At 37.7% G+C, this 15,491-nt stretch carries 15 protein-coding genes and 1 riboswitch; of the genes, 5 read left to right on the forward strand and 10 right to left on the reverse strand.

All coding sequences use genetic code 11. The features are described from left to right. Positions 1–306, reverse strand: a 306-nt coding sequence (locus tag ACOMCU_RS13160; RefSeq protein ID WP_421050452.1) for a cache domain-containing protein, incomplete at its 3' end; no start/stop codon positions are given. A 586-nt stretch (positions 307–892) separates the two neighbouring features. On the opposite strand from ACOMCU_RS13160, the gene ACOMCU_RS13165 reads away from it, so the two are divergent. Continuing rightward, on the forward strand, positions 893–2,326 hold the full coding sequence (locus ACOMCU_RS13165) for a BglG family transcription antiterminator (RefSeq protein ID WP_421050453.1): 1,434 nt from the start codon (positions 893–895) through the stop codon (positions 2,324–2,326). A 281-nt stretch (positions 2,327–2,607) separates the two neighbouring features. On the opposite strand, the gene ACOMCU_RS13170 is transcribed toward ACOMCU_RS13165, so the two are convergent. Genes ACOMCU_RS13170 through ACOMCU_RS13180 form a run of 3 tightly spaced genes read right to left on the reverse strand, consistent with a single transcriptional unit; the run spans position 2,608 to position 4,575 of the window. Beyond that, on the reverse strand, positions 2,608–3,867 hold the full coding sequence (locus tag ACOMCU_RS13170) for a DUF4179 domain-containing protein (RefSeq protein ID WP_421050454.1): 1,260 nt from the start codon (positions 3,865–3,867) through the stop codon (positions 2,608–2,610). Further along, the gene (locus ACOMCU_RS13175) at positions 3,864–4,364 is read right to left on the reverse strand and encodes a sigma-70 family RNA polymerase sigma factor (RefSeq protein WP_421050455.1); all 501 of its coding nucleotides are present in this window, start codon (positions 4,362–4,364) and stop codon (positions 3,864–3,866) included. The genes ACOMCU_RS13170 and ACOMCU_RS13175 overlap by 4 nt, the downstream gene beginning before the upstream one ends. Then, positions 4,354–4,575 (reverse strand): hypothetical protein, encoded by a 222-nt coding sequence (locus ACOMCU_RS13180; protein ID WP_421050456.1) that lies wholly within the window; start codon positions 4,573–4,575, stop codon positions 4,354–4,356. Before ACOMCU_RS13180 ends, ACOMCU_RS13175 begins: the two co-directional genes overlap by 11 nt. A gap of 504 nt (positions 4,576–5,079) precedes the next feature. Here ACOMCU_RS13180 and ACOMCU_RS13185 point away from each other — a divergent pair. Further along, entirely contained in the window at positions 5,080–7,422 is a 2,343-nt protein-coding gene (locus ACOMCU_RS13185; RefSeq protein ID WP_421050457.1) for an EAL domain-containing protein, read from the forward strand. A 245-nt stretch (positions 7,423–7,667) separates the two neighbouring features. Here the strand turns inward: ACOMCU_RS13185 and ACOMCU_RS13190 are convergent, their stop codons facing one another. Next, on the reverse strand, positions 7,668–9,347 hold the full coding sequence (locus tag ACOMCU_RS13190; RefSeq protein ID WP_010859036.1) for a formate--tetrahydrofolate ligase: 1,680 nt from the start codon (positions 9,345–9,347) through the stop codon (positions 7,668–7,670). Between the two features lie 210 nt (positions 9,348–9,557). On the opposite strand from ACOMCU_RS13190, the gene ACOMCU_RS13195 reads away from it, so the two are divergent. Then, positions 9,558–9,758, forward strand: a complete 201-nt coding sequence (locus ACOMCU_RS13195) for a cold-shock protein (RefSeq protein WP_421050458.1) — start codon at positions 9,558–9,560, stop codon at positions 9,756–9,758. Positions 9,759–9,997: 239 nt separating this feature from the next. On the opposite strand, the gene ACOMCU_RS13200 is transcribed toward ACOMCU_RS13195, so the two are convergent. Further along, complete coding sequence (locus ACOMCU_RS13200; protein ID WP_421050459.1) at positions 9,998–10,783, reverse strand: VOC family protein; 786 nt, start codon at positions 10,781–10,783, stop codon at positions 9,998–10,000. Positions 10,784–11,348: 565 nt separating this feature from the next. Between ACOMCU_RS13200 and ACOMCU_RS13205 the strand changes: the two genes are divergently transcribed. Together ACOMCU_RS13205 and ACOMCU_RS13210 are read left to right on the forward strand one after the other, a co-directional pair. Next, a complete protein-coding gene (locus ACOMCU_RS13205; RefSeq protein ID WP_010859033.1) occupies positions 11,349–11,837 on the forward strand; it encodes a flavin reductase family protein in 489 nt (162 codons plus the stop codon). A 409-nt stretch (positions 11,838–12,246) separates the two neighbouring features. Continuing rightward, positions 12,247–12,663, forward strand: coding sequence for a hypothetical protein (locus tag ACOMCU_RS13210; RefSeq protein WP_010859032.1), 417 nt, complete (start codon positions 12,247–12,249; stop codon positions 12,661–12,663). A gap of 170 nt (positions 12,664–12,833) precedes the next feature. On the opposite strand, the gene ACOMCU_RS13215 is transcribed toward ACOMCU_RS13210, so the two are convergent. The 4 genes from ACOMCU_RS13215 to ACOMCU_RS13230 all read right to left on the reverse strand — a co-directional run bounded on the left by ACOMCU_RS13215 (position 12,834) and on the right by ACOMCU_RS13230 (position 15,384). Next, positions 12,834–13,412, reverse strand: a complete 579-nt coding sequence (locus ACOMCU_RS13215) for an ECF transporter S component (RefSeq protein ID WP_421050460.1) — start codon at positions 13,410–13,412, stop codon at positions 12,834–12,836. Positions 13,413–13,652: 240 nt separating this feature from the next. After that, positions 13,653–13,814, reverse strand: coding sequence for a YezD family protein (locus ACOMCU_RS13220; RefSeq protein ID WP_010859030.1), 162 nt, complete (start codon positions 13,812–13,814; stop codon positions 13,653–13,655). A gap of 71 nt (positions 13,815–13,885) precedes the next feature. Next, a riboswitch (SAM riboswitch) is annotated at positions 13,886–13,981 on the reverse strand. 203 nt (positions 13,982–14,184) lie between these two features. Beyond that, the gene (locus tag ACOMCU_RS13225; protein ID WP_421050520.1) at positions 14,185–14,403 is read right to left on the reverse strand and encodes a hypothetical protein; all 219 of its coding nucleotides are present in this window, start codon (positions 14,401–14,403) and stop codon (positions 14,185–14,187) included. 786 nt (positions 14,404–15,189) lie between these two features. Beyond that, entirely contained in the window at positions 15,190–15,384 is a 195-nt protein-coding gene (locus ACOMCU_RS13230; RefSeq protein WP_010859028.1) for a hypothetical protein, read from the reverse strand. Positions 15,385–15,491: the final 107 nt, after the last annotated feature.

Below are 15,491 nucleotides of genomic sequence, written 5' to 3' on the forward strand. Positions count from 1 at the left end.
GAAATAGCCGTCTTCACCTAAATCAACGTTAGTAGTTATTGCACGGGAACCATCACTTTGTAAATCCCCGATTAAATTTTGTTTTACTTTTTCTTGGGCTTCTTCTAATGATATTTCTCCGGTTTGAACGGCATAATTCATTGAATCAATTAATTGGAGTGCCATTTCTACATTATTTTTTAGCATTTTCTCTCCCAAATCATCCAAGTGCTCTTTAGCAGAATAATAACTGCTTACACCTATTATTAAGCTTGGAATTAATAATAGGCTCAATGAAATAATAATTAACTTTGTACGTATCTTCATTTCCATTCCCCTTCCATTTTATGTAAACGCTTGATTTACCAAATTAATATCGACTAATCTGTAATAATGTTTAATGTAAAATAGTACTAAAGTTACTTGAATTTTGAATAAAACACATTTTAAGGTAATATATTATCCCTCTTCACAAAAAAAATAATATAATGCTATAATTTTATAATCCATCACGAAACCGCGAAGCTAGCCACATACCCAACGAGAATACCAGTACAATCTCCATAAATCTGTACAGATTCTAAAATATCATTAGATAGCGTTTTTCCATTATGTATAAACCTTATCAGAATGGCTATATTGTGTTTGATAATGTCATGAGAAAATTCGTAGTTGAGAGAATACACCTAGGTAAATAGCAGGTATTTGTTGACGATAAAATTATTGAGAAGTTATTATATTAATACAATGTTTAGTATTTTTATGCTGTTTTGTTTTGTGCAAATATTTTTTTACAGTGCTACGTCTCTGAATCAAAGTATTGAGCAATTGAATCTATTAGAGTAATCGCTTGGAGTTAATTTTTGCTTTAGTAAGTACGAATATAGAGATCCTTATCAGGGGGTGACATACCATGACAACTTCAAACAGACTAATCAAGCTATATCAGCACTTAGTAGAACACGAAGATTGGATAACGGCTCAAGAATTAGCTGTGTTGTTGAATTGCTCAATCAAGACAGTCCGAAAAGATTTAATAGAGCTTACTTCTTTCCTTCCAGGGAATTGGCTAATTGAGACTCAACGAGGAAAAGGAGTTTTTTTACATCGCCCCCCCAATCAAACAAGTTTAGCTTTCGAACATCTAATTAATGAAACGGACAAGCTGCATAATTTGATCACATTTCTTATGCGGAATGAATCAGGCTGCTCGCTCTCAGAAGTTAGTCAAGCGCTATACTATAGTGCAAGTACAATCAGTAAAGTTTTGGAATTATTGAGGAATGATTTGAAGAAATATTATTTAAAAATAGACATGAGGCCGATAAGAATCAATGGCAAGGAGTTTCATTTACGCCAGTTCTATTTTGACTTTTATTTACGAAAGCATTGTTTTCATCTGGTATCAGAACAATCTTCAGAATCAATATATTCATTTATGAGTGAAATTGAAAGGAAAGGCGGTTTTACTTTTTCTGATCATGCTTACGCACAACTGCCGATTCTTTTATCCATTTGGCAGAGCCGCATGATTAAAAAAAAATATATAACAGAGTTCGTATACCCTGCAGTTCTTGTTGAATCAGGCAATTCAATTGATTGGCTTCTAACTCTTATAGAAAGCTATCTTGAATCCATTCAGGTTATGGTTATCCCTAGTGAGCTTCATTATGGAGCAGCACTGATACTTGGTGCAGCAAGGATTGAAAAGAAGAAAGATGATGATTGCTTGAGTATGAATAAAATAATTGGACAACCTCAATTGGATTCTATAATGAACGTGATAAAATATGTAGAGGAGCAAACTCAATTACCCTTTTCGAACGACCCTATCTTGGTGCAGCAATGCCACGAATATTTCGAACATGCGAAAATAAGATTGATAACTAAAGTGTATAGCTATGCAAATCACCATAAATCAATCATTAAAAATAAACAAGCTTTCCTTTACAATTGTATTCAAGAAGCAATTGTACGTAACTGTAATTATGCAGAATCGTTTAGGGATGATGACTTTGCAGATATTACGATGTACTTTATGGCTAGCAAAAAAGGCCATGAAATGCAACAAAAAGAAAAAACAATTTTATTGTACATGAATGACCTTGGTGTCTTGAGATATATCATGTTGAAACTCTTAGACCATATCAATGGGCATATTAGATTGATGACGACTAATCAAGCACATGAAATGGTTAGTCTTGCTCTTCATGGAGATTTGGATGCAATTATTACAACAAATCATCATATCTATGGATTAGTAACGAACGATATACCTGTCCTTCAAGTGAGTCCATTGTTAAGCGACAGTGAGATCAAAATGATTAAAAATAATCTAAAAATATAGGCACCTAAAAAACCGAGATAAAACGGGATACTGCTATAGTATCCCGTTTTTTCGCGCTCTCGCTATGCGTGCTTATTCTTTTAACCAAAAATAAAAACGCCTAGCCCACTGCATTTTAGATATAAGAACACAAACAAGGAAGTACTATATTACCCTATTTATAATTCATCCATCTTCTCTCCTCCTGTGACCAAGGTAGCACACAATACAGGAATATTAACAAAAGTATGGAAAAATTAAAAAGATGTTCAAAAAGGAGAGCCTTTTTGAACACCTGCACTTTATTTCAATGGAATATTCAGTTCAATATTTTCTCCAATAGGATTGAAGTAATAGCTTAAATATATTTTTGCTTTGCCATCATAATTTTCAAAGTTCTCCGTCGCAAATAGGTACTCATCATCATCTGAAAACGAGCCACCTGTATATTTTAACGTCGTGCCATCTGCTTTTACAGCGCTATTTAGAAACGTATGTCGCCTTCTATCATCCCATTTCTTTGCAGCAACTGATACACTTTGCTGCGTTACAGAAATATCCCAATCCAAATAATCGGGCTTCGTGAGTACTTCTTTTGTGCCAAAATCAACTTCGATAAAATCCTCGCCCTTTGGAACGGCATGAACAGCTCCAATTATTATTTTGAGTGAATCTGAATCATGGAAATAATTACTTTGTAAATATAGCGTGAATTTACCGTCGTGAATATTTCTGCCCATTGCCATGGCGTATTTAATGCCTTCTCTTCGCTCCCCATTTTCCGTTTCGACCGCAATATCATCAAGCGATAAAATTTGCATCGTATTCGCTTCGTCTACTTCAATATCGAGTGCCGTTTTTAATGGAGAACGGCGAATTTGTGTAATCGTAAATTTCTGACCCTCGACATCTACAGTACGATTCGCAGTAATAGTTTTCTCCTTTGCGATTTCGTTTTGTAGTGAAAACGGTATCGTAATTTCAATGTTCCCCTTATCTTTGTCATAAAAACGAAAAACCACTTTAAAATCCTTTGAAGTATAAGCGAAAGGCTCTGAAAAACCATATTCTACTGTAGAAGAGATGTGTGTTTGATTTGATTGATTGCTTGTAAATGAACCTCCACCTTTAATTTTTTCGTCCCCTTGGAACAATTGAACTTCCTCCAACTGTAATTCCGAAATATCAAATGAGCCATCGGCGTCATAGTAAAGTACTAATCCCGAGGTATCTGCAATCACGCCTTGCAATGTAAGCGATAGGCCATTTTTAGACTGCGTCACATTGATTTCTTCATAGTATTCATTGTCCACAATATCTTTTATCCCTTTATCTCTTACAACCGCTGATACAATTACTTGAAAGCCAGGTATTTTTGCAACATGGCTAGCAATCGTAGGAGAAACACGAATTGAAAATAAAAGGCTTAAGCAAAACAAAGAGACTATTGCGACCGAAACAATGCGCTTCTTTGCTCTTTTTTCTCGTTGAACTTTACGAAACATATCCATCCGAACTTGTTGAAGTTTCTCCTTTGGAACGTCAATCGGTAGTTTACTCATAGCCAGTCCTCCTTTTCTCCAGCGAAGTTTCTAAGCTTCTTTAGTATGTGATGAAGCTTAGACTTTACAGTACCCTCCGGAATTTGATTTAGCTCGGCAATTTCTTTGTTTTTTAGTTGCTGAAAATATTTCATATAGACGAGTTGCTGCTCCGACAAGGATAAATGTTCCAATAACCGCTCCATATCAGAATAGATGGCCCCTTCAAATAGGTGATATTCCTCAATTGGAACGGTTGGTTGGCGTTTTCGCAAATGGTCTTTACAACAATTGATTAAGACGCGCACGAGCCATGTTCTGGCATATTCGTGCTGTTTAACGGTATGCATTTTTTTCAGTGCCTTGTAAACCAGGTCCTGCATCACGTCTAAAGCGTCTTGCTCATTTTTCAGATATGTAAAAGCCATGCGATATAAAATATCTTCATCCATTTCAATAAGTGAAAGTATCGCTTGATGATCCCCACGAATAGCACGCTGCACGATTTCAAATTCCATCCTTTTCCCCTCCTTCCTCCATTAGACGGAGCGATGCTTTATTTCGTTCAAAAATTTTAAAATTATTTAGGAAACCGTCTATGGATTTGCCTTTAAACTTTGCGTCAAAGATGTTCCTTTGAAGACATAAGTTTTTAATTTCTTCTTCAACTAACCTACCCCGTTCGTTCAAGAAATTCACTAAACATAATGTTAAACTTACTTCAATCAAAGCTATCCCCCATTTCTGAAATAACAATTACTTTTCTTCAATTCTACCGCTGCGTAAGTTTAAATACATTTCTTCACAAGAAAACATAAATGTCCAATCAAACTTTATAACAAATTATCAATTTTTTTTACAAAACTACACCATACATTTTTGATCACATCAAGATATATAGTGGGTTGTATTAATTTTTACCCTTATTCATTTGCTACAAGAGTAAAATCTAAAAATTTAAAATAATAATACTATTTTATAATAGATAGAAGGGTTCTTGAGAACAGTGTAGTGGCAATAGAAAGAGGGACTCTGGAGAAAATCTCATTCAGGAGATATTGTATTTTCGGATAAATAATAAGATTTCAATCGATGTTGTCCGTGGTGTGAAGAAAACGGAACTTCAAGTAATCACTGTTCACCCCCAAAGCCCTTTTCTGATGCTTGAAAAACCTTGTGTATCAAGGCCTTAGAGTAAGGCTAAATGCTCAATTGAAAAGAGGGATGATGTTAGTGAATCCATTTAGTGTACGAAATAAATTAATCATATCTGTATCCCTTATCCTCTGTATCCCTTGCGCACTGATTGGCTGGGTTTCGTATAAAACAGCATACGAGCAGATTACTGACAAAACGATGGAAGGGCTTGAGAGGAATCTACAGATATTAGATACTTATATTGATAAAATGTTGAGTTTGCCAAAACAGGAGATTTCTTTATTGGCTCAAAGTATCGATGCAGATAACATAGAAACAAATCAAGAGGACGGAGATTCGGAGATACGAGAGATCATTGACAGATTTCAATCCCTGAGTACAGATATTATTATGACCAGAGTCGCTTCGCACGATGGCGCCTTCATGTTTTCACCCCATCTAACCCTTCCTTCTGACTACAATCCACTAGAACAGAGCTGGTATAAACTTGCAGTTGAGAATCCGGGGATAGTATCCATAACTGCCCCTCGTTTATCAGAATCAAATAAACCAGTTGTCACAATGTCTAGGCAGACTAGTGATAAAAAGGGGGTTGTAGCTGTCGGTATCTCCCTGGAGGAATTGACGCGTAGCGTGAGCCAACTCACAATTGCTGAGGGAGATATTTTATATATATTGGATCCCACAGGAAAAGTCGTCGCCCACCCTCAGGAAAAACTTGCGGAAAAGCCAAAAGGAATTTACTATGACGAGATACTGAGAAGTACATCAGGTGATATAAGTTTTAAAGTTAATGGAAACCCTAAAAAGGCGATTTTTCTTACAAATGCACAAACGGATTGGCGAATTATTGCTGAAATTGATCAACTTAAGATTGCTCAAAGTGTCAAACCAATTTTTAATATTACCCTCTTCGTGCTGCTCATTGCGATTTGTTTAACATCTATTCTGATTTCCGTTATTGTTCGCTCGATTACGAAACCTTTGCAGGTGTTAGTGGATGCTTCTGAGAAAGTGAGCGAAGGGGATTTGTCGGGGCAGGTCATAATCACAAGTCAAGATGAGTTTCAGAAGCTTGGAGACGCTTATAATCATATGATTGACTCTTTAAGTAAATTCGCATTGTACGATCCATTAACTAATTTGCCTAATCGGAGGCAGTTTGTCTTTACCCTAGAACAGGCCATCACACAGGCTAGTTCAGAGCAATCTAAGTTTGCCATTATTTTCATTGATGTGGATAACTTCAAGCAAGTTAATGATACACTTGGGCATTCGGCTGGTGATGAGTTACTTCAGAAGATGGCAGAACAATTGCAGTCTTGTATAGGTTCGCAAGGAATGGTTGCACGCTTGGGGGGCGATGAATTCGTCATTTTTCTAGAACATAGCGCAGATCATGCTAATTTGGAAAAAATGTTGACTACGTTACGTGATAGCTTTGTTCAACCTTTTACTATTCATGGCCAAATCACTTTTGTTCAAATGAGTATGGGAATCGCGAGTTATCCCATCGATGGAGTGACTCAAGAAGAGCTTCTCAAACATGCTGATATCGCCATGTATAAAGCGAAAGAATTAGGGGGAAATAACCATCGATTTTTTGATGACAAGATGAATGAACTCGTTATCAAAAAGGACCAAATAGAGCGAATGATGCGTCTAGCGCTAGAAAGAAATGAATTTAACGTTCATTATCAACCGCAGATAGAATCAGCTAGTGGAAAGATCAGAGGGTTTGAGGCGTTAGTGCGCTGGAATAGCCCCGAGCTTGGATTTGTTTCTCCAGAAGATTTTGTTCCGATTGCAGAAAAGACAGGCTTGATTACACAAATTGACGAATGGGTCATGTATCAAGCCTGCTTGAAAAATGTCGAATTACAACATCAATTCGGTTATCCTTTCCTGATGGCGGTTAATATTTCGGCTTTACAATTAGGAAGAACAGATTTTGTGGATAAAGTCCAGCTCATTTTGAATGAAACGAAGATGAAGCCGGAACATTTAGAAATTGAAATTACTGAGAGTATCTTAGTTGAGTCGTTTGAAAGCTCAATTTCCATACTGCGAAAATTAGAAAGCCTAGGAATAAAGATTGCTCAGGACGATTTTGGCACCGGTTATTCTTCACTTAACTATTTGAATGTATTGCCGATTCATACCCTTAAAATTGATAGGTCATTTATTCAAAATATGACATCGGCGACAGCAGAAAAAACGATTATCGAATCAATTATCAACCTTGTCCATAAATTAGGTCATGATGTAGTTGCAGAAGGGGTGGAGACAAAAGAACAGTATAATTTGCTCAAAGAATGGAACTGCGACTTTGTACAAGGGTACTATTTCAGTAGGCCTGTTTCGGAAGACAAACTTGTCGAATTGCTGATGGAGGAAAAGAACTCCACAAATCAGTAAAAAATAAGGTTCTTTAATGACATAAATAAACAAACAGCCGCATTCTCTAACGAAAGGCCAGATGCTGATTAAAAATATCTCATATTCTATCCGCCATTATTTATATGACTTTGTTTCATAAACTAAGAGAAATGATCTGATAATTCAATTGTATAAATGACTGTAGCCCTTGTCTTAAAAAGATTAAAAGCTGCCCTTTATAATTTAAAGGAGCAGCTTTTATACGTTATATTTTCTATCGAATTTTAGAACAATCCTACCGCATGTCCTTCACTATCGACATCCATACGTAAGGCAGCTGGTTGTTTCGGTAAACCTGGCATTGTCATAATATCGCCAGTTAAACAAACTAAGAAGCCTGCTCCTAGCTTTGGAATAACTTCACGGATTGTCACAGTGAAGCCTTCAGGACGACCGAGTAAAGTTGGTTGATCGGATAAAGAATATTGGGTCTTTGCCATACAAATCGGTAAGACATCCCAGCCGAACTTTTCGATTTGGGCAATCTGTTTTTTTGCTTGATCGGTAAAGTTGACGTCTTTGCCACCATATACTTTTTGCACGATTGTACGTACTTTTTCCTCAATTGATTCCGTTACTTCATATAAAGGTGAGAAGTTGTTTTCTTCATTCAGTACTGCAAGCACCTGCTCCGCTAACTGAAGGCCACCTTTGCCGCCTTCTTCCCAGACATTGGTACGTGCAATGCGTACATGATTTTCTTTACACCAGTTCAGAACTGCCTCTAGCTCCGCTTCTGTGTCCGTAATAAAGCGGTTTAACCCGATAATTGGTTCAACGCCAAATGCGCGAATCGTCTCAACATGTTTAGCTAAATTTTCAATTCCTTGTAACAGGGCATCCACGTTTTCGCCTACTAGTGCTGTTTTCGCTACACCACCATGCATTTTTAATGCACGAATCGTTGCTACAAGCACCACGGCACTTGGTTTAAATCCAGCTTTACGTGCTTTAATGTTCATGAACTTTTCAGCGCCTAAGTCCGAACCGAAGCCCGCCTCCGTCACAACGATATCGGCTAACTTACGTGCTGTTTGTGTTGCCATAATGGAGTTACAGCCGTGTGCGATGTTAGCAAAAGGTCCACCGTGAATAATGGCAGGTGTGCCTTCTAGTGTTTGCACTAAGTTTGGTTTAAAGGCATCTTTCAATAATAATGTTAAGGCACCTTCCACTTGCAGATCACGCACAAATACCGGCTCGCGCTCAAATGTATAACCAATGACGATGCTAGCTAGACGTTCACGTAAATCTTCAATACTTGTTGCTAAACAGAATACCGCCATAATTTCTGATGCAACTGTAATATCAAAACCGTCCTCACGTGGCATACCTTGTACAGGACCACCTAGTCCAACGACTACTTTTCTTAGTGCACGGTCATTTAAGTCCATTACGCGTTTCCATATGATGCGACGCGGATCGATGTTTAACACATTGCCTTGGTGGATATGATTATCGATAAAGGCTGCTAAAGCATTATTCGCTGTTGTGATGGCGTGAAGGTCACCAGTGAAATGCAGATTGATATCTTCCATTGGTACTACTTGCGCGTAACCACCACCTGTGGCACCACCCTTAACGCCCATCACTGGACCAAGGGATGGTTCACGTAGTGCGACAAGGACGTTTTTATTTAATTGATGAAGGGCATCTGCAAGTCCGACTGTTACGGTCGATTTTCCTTCACCAGCTGGAGTTGGGCTAATCGCTGTTACTAATACGACCTTTGCATCTTCACCATGTGCTGTAATCTTCAATGGATCGATTTTTGCTTTATAGCGACCGTATTGTTCCAGTGCATCCTCTGGAATTCCTGCAGCTTTCGCAATTTCTGTAATAGGTTTCATAACCGCTTGACTAGCGATTTCTAGATCTGATAATGGTTGATTTTTCGTTGTCATTTGGCATCCTACTTTCTCTGTTGTTCAACTCCATTATAGACTTTATTGTGAAATAAAACATAACTAGTTATGCAACATTTCGACAATCAATTGACATCGAGTAGCAATTCAGGTATGTTCTAAGAGAAAATGCAATTATTTCATCTTATCAATTATGCTGAGACTTAGTTGATATAGTTTTACATTCAAGCGCACTGGAGGCGAATGCTTATGCAACAAGGAATCGTAAAGTGGTTCAATAATGAAAAGGGTTATGGCTTTATTGAATGTGATGATGGCGAAGATGTATTTGTACATTTTACGGGGATCCAAGAGGAAGGCTTCCGTACACTTGAAGAAGGTCAAAAGGTTTCATTTGATGTAGTGGAAGGCAATCGCGGCCCACAAGCATCCAATGTTATGAAATTATAATTAAGCGTGACGGAGCTGTTCACTAAAAGAACAGCTCCTTTTTGTTTTAAGTATGGTTTGATTTAATACTTCTATAGGTTTTCTGGATAGCTATCGACGATTCTCGATTCTCGGAATTCCAGTGATTCTATCCGTGAGTTCAGCGTTCCTATCCGTCAGTTCTGCTGTTCTATCCATCAGTTCTCGGGATTCCGGCGTTTTCTGCTCTTCTACCAGCGATTCTCTTTTCAGCCTGTTCTTTATGGATTGATCCAATAAAATGCGGCTGGGAAGATTAATGTTTCTTTTGTGCGGTCTGTATCTTGTAAGGTTACACCAAAAGGACCTTCACTTTTGCGGCCAAGCATCATGTTGGTTGCCACTGCTTCTTCATAAAAATCCAAGCGCATATTCGGTAATTGTAAGGAAATACATTGTGGTTGTCTGTCAGGATCGGGCAATTGTAATACTTCTCGCCATCGTTGTACCGTAGCTTCCGCATCTTGTACATAAAATTGCACGGACTCCATCGTAATAGATTGTGTCGTTTTGATTGCTCCACTGGCCTCTAATTGTGCAAAACGCTCTTGATCATCATCTGTCCATTCAATTAAAAATGGAAAATCGATGGCTTGCTCTGGCTGACCAAAGTGTAATAGCTTCCATTTCACAACTGAGCCATCTGGCCGTGTGCGACTACAAGCATCTGGTCCGTAAACTTCTAGCCCCAGTGCACGTAAACGAGCTGCCTCTTCGTCAATATTTGTAGTACGTAAAGCCATACGCGAAAACCCGTAACGCTCCTTGTTTTCTTTAAACGTATGATGTAATGTATAAGGTAATTTCGCCGCTTCCTCAAATAGCACGCGATCATAGACAGCAATTTGCTCAATATACGTTAAGCCAAAATAACTTAACGTATTATACGTTCCCCACATCGTGTGTTGTCCACCATTCACTGTATGGATATTCCGCTTATTTAAGAAATCCTTTATATTTTCTGGTGATTGGACTTGATGAACTAAATGGTCGAAATATAAAGTCATGATTGTTCCCCCTTTCATTCTTTTATTATATACTTTACCTGTTAGTTTTGTTGGTTTAAAATAATAGTAAGAATTTTCTAATAGTTAAGAAATCTTTGTCTATTATGACACCCATATGACGTTGCATTTTCGGCTTATCAAAAGCTTCTCCTCATTTTACAAAAGGAATAGAATTAGCCGCGAAAAATGCTGCTTCGGCATTTAATTCACAAACAGGACGGATTATCGTATGATTAAATAAACAACATGCTATAGGTTGGCAGTTCGCTGTAAAAAAGGCGCTACAACATACTACAGCCGAGCGTATCAAATCTAACTTCTCGCTTTCATAGTTTTGCGGAAGGCTATGCAACCGTCTTATTATTCGAAGATTACGAGATGATTAACAGTTTCCAATAAATTTTTCCGAATTTAACGGCAACTCATTGATTGATAGTTGAACCAATCGGGCTTTTATGGTCAGTTGATCGACCACTTCGTGTACTCGAGCTCTTTTTTCCACTTAAGGTGGGCGTCCTACTGACCGTTTATGCGGGACAAAATAACATAACAAGAGGTGATTTTCATGACTGATAAAGTAACAGCATTTAAACAAGCTCTAGGCAATTACCCAACAGGCGTCACAGTTGTTACAGCATTTAATGACACAAACGAACCTATTGGCTTAACCGTAAATTCTTTTGCATCTGTTTCAATTGATCCGCTTCTCATCTTATGGTCACTCGATAAAAAGTCGCAACTTCATGCTCATTTTTTAGCAGCAAAAAAATTTGCAGTTAATATTTTAGCGAGCGATCAAGCACGTTTATGTACATTATTTGCTAGTAGAATTCCTGACCGTTTTGCTCAAACAACTTGGTCCACCTCTGTACATGGTCTACCAGTTTTACATGATACATTATCCACATTACAATGCGAAACATATAAACAAATCGATGCAGGCGACCATACGATTTTCATTGGGCAAGTCTTGGCAATTGATAATACGCAGAAAGAACCCCTGCTCTACCATCGCCGGCATTTAGGGCAAATCCCTACAAGTTTTTACGAGTAGACTCAGTTCCCGATAGGCATATGCTAAAAAAACAAGTGATTCTTCTACTCATTTTACGCAGATGGTTTGCATTCGTGCAGAAAATTTACTTAATTCAATACAGATAAGGAGTCACCTCAAATTCACAACTTGAAGTAACTCCTTTTTTTGATGGATAACCCACTTTCATTCATCTAGCAGGAAAAATTGCTAAAAAAACAGGCATACCGAATTTTCTACTCTACTAAAATAAAAAAAGGCTTCACTTAGTTAGAATTGGCAACCAAAAAAACTATAAACAATATAGAATACGCCTATTGATAAAGCATTAAATCGGCTTAAAAAATTGTTCCCTATCACCTTCCCCCCTTCCATTTCCATCAACCACTTCCTTCAATCGATATCATATAGTGAGAGGAATGAGAAAACGATGTTCTATTTTAAAAAAGTACTTGTTCTTGTATTGTTCGTATTCATTGCTGCAAGTTGCACCGGTATGGAGCGGCAAAGAATCGAGGTTCAAAAAATGAATGATACTTGTACATATGAAGACTTTAAGGAAATCACCAATGCAAAAAAAGTGAAGATTGCTAAAAAAATACTTCATAATGCTGAATGGAAACAGATGAAAGTAGATATGGCCAGAGAGGCTGATTACCAATTCATTTTTCAGTTTGTCAATCCAGATATTCATGCCAAGGCCATTCCATACTCTGTTTGGATCAGTCCGAGTAAAGATACAATTGAAGTCGTGCAAGGAGAACAGCAATACGTGCATTTGAACACCGAAGATTCTCAAAAGCTATTCGAAGCTCTAACAGAAACTAACCTTGTCGATATAAAGTGAAACTTCATTCAGTGGGATGTTGCTTCTTTCCCACTGATTAGTAGTTGAACTAATCGGGTTTTTACGAGTTAACTCGGTCTCATCTTTGCACTGATCGTTATTGCGGAATCAAATAAAATAAGGGCTGCCATGTGGCGAGGGCGACCCATTTTCAATTATATTTCTCTTGTTTATGAAGCACGATTATATTTCAAGCGTTGTTGGTTCAGCCAAGCACGAATATTCCGGAATACTAACAATGTCACACTCATCACCATGACACCTTTAACAAGATTGAATGGTAAAATCCCTAAAACAATCATATCCTTTAAGGAGGCACCCTTCACAGGTTCCATCCCTAAAAACAATGTGTACATCGGTAAGAAGAGTACATAATTCAGTAAGCTCATACCAACTGCCATCGTAACAGTACCCGCTAGCAAACCAATAATAAGTCCCTTCACACGCTGTATTTTTGTATAGAAAAAATAAACAGGGATAATAAATAACACACCTGTTGCGAAGTTGGCTATATGCCCCACCGGTACACCTGTGATGCTTCCAGACAATAGCCAATCCAGCATATTTTTTAATAGCTCCACTAAAATGCCCGCTACGGGTCCCATCATTATAGCCGCTAATAAGGCAGGCACATCACTAAAATCTACCTGTAGGAAGTTCGGAAACGGTGGTAGTGGAAAATTAAATAGCATTAATACAATAGAAATACTACTCAGCACACCTATATTCATAACATATCTTATTTTCAACTTACTCGCCCCTTATTAAGTGCCGCCAATTAAAGTAAAACTTCCATCCGTAGCAATTTCTTCATACTGCTGATTGTTAGTTGTGCCGGTCAGGCAAAATCGGTCAGTTGACTTGATTCCTTCTTTCCACTCAAGATGGGCGTCTTACTGACCGTTATTGCGGGATAAAAAAGTCCACATATAGGCGAAGGAAATGATCCTTGCCTATGATGTGGCCTCCAGTTTCCTAGTCAGCTGCGATTATTCTTTATTTTTCTGTGGAAATCGTTGCTTTTCAAGTCGATTAATTTGCACAATGACACCATCTTGAATGGTAATATGCACTTCGCCAAATTGTAGATTTTCAATGGCCTTGGCAATTGCTTGTAACTTCATGTCAGCAGTCTTTGCTGTTTGAGACATTAGATACACCCCTTCTTTTATATACTTTTTTGTACAAAAGAGGTCAACGCATCAGGATGATTCGATGGACCCCCTTATCTCTCAGAAATCTCTGCTGGATTTGGCACCGATATAGTCGGTTGCCGAGGCTTCACTGGGCCAAGTCCCTCCACCTCTCTTGATAAGAGTATTACGTTTCTTGGAAATAATTCTATAATTCTGAAAACCTATTGTCAATATAAATATTACAAAACTTAGTTGAATACTAAGGAATTGAGTAAAATGGTTCATTTTGTAAAAAAATCCGTTTGCTTATAATCAAAATAAGCGAACGGATGTTTTTTTCTTTGGAGGCATATACAGAGCGTGGTCATCTATTAATAAAATATTGTTAGGATTCCTCCCCTTTCATGGGAATAAAAATAATAATACATAAGCCAGTAGGAGTGCATTTTGCAATTGACATTTTTCCATTTAATAGAAATACTTTGATATAAGCCCATCCTTCATGATTATTAGGGTCACACTCTTCATTACCTACCTGACCGATTCCGTCATCCTTTACGATAAGTACATTTAGAATAGAATGAATAGATAAAATTAAAATCAAGAGCGGCTTCCAATTTGCGTACTAAATGATCTTCAGGCACCATTTGGTCAATTGCCAGCATTTCTAATTGATCGTGTTCATTATTACAATTTTTCTTCTTCCTAGCTATGACATCAATCATTTATAGACGTACATTAGTTGATTGGAGCGCAGGCGGTGACTTCTGCGGGAATAGCATGAGCGAAAAGGCCCCGCAAGGAGATTGCAGCCATGCCCGCGAAAAGCGTCCGCCGTAGCGGAAATCAATGGATTCATATAGATGCTTCTATTTGAAAAGAAAAAAGACTGTAAACATAAAGTATTTCCGAGATCTGATCTGACCCAAAAAAGTTAGACAAATGATTTAAGAAGCTTCCAATTTGCGTACTAAATGATCTTCAGGCACCATTTGGTCAATTGCCAGCATTTCTAATTGATCGTGTTCATATTACTATTTTTCTTCATCCTAGCTATGACATCAATCATTTATAGACGTACATTAGTTGATTGGAGCGCAGGCGGTGACTTCTGCGGGAATAGCATGAGCGAAAAGGCCCCGCAGGAGCGTAGCGACGAGGAGACTGAAGCCATGCCCGCGAAAAGCGTCCGCCGTTGCGGAAATCAACGGATTCATTTAGTGCTTCTATATTTAAAAGAAAAAAGACTGTAAACAAACTCATTTTTTTGAGTTTGTCTACAATCTGAAGACACCATATGTGTCCTTTTTTATTAATTGATTTTTAGATCTTCATAAGATAATTTACTCAGTGTATTCGAGTGGCAATTAAGTAAGAATCGTCCCCCTCTTTAATTCATATTCAACAATTTCGCCATTATTTCGGCACTTCCTGCTGAGAACATAAAAAATGATAATGACATACAGAACAGCCCTACTAATACGAAACTAATTTTGTTAACAAACAATGATGGCTTTTTCATAAAGAGCCCTTTAATGACTAAAAATAGCCCTAAAAATAATAGTAAGAAATACCAAAAACCCATTATCCCACCCCTTTTTATAACAAGACGTAAACGTTTATTGGAAGGTTCTTACTGCCCTTTATCTTATGTAAGGCAGCTTATTTATTTTTGTTTAGCGAATTCTTGCT

The sequence above is a fragment of the Lysinibacillus sp. UGB7 genome, from assembly GCF_049058285.1.
Taxonomy (GTDB): domain Bacteria; phylum Bacillota; class Bacilli; order Bacillales_A; family Planococcaceae; genus Lysinibacillus; species Lysinibacillus sphaericus_B.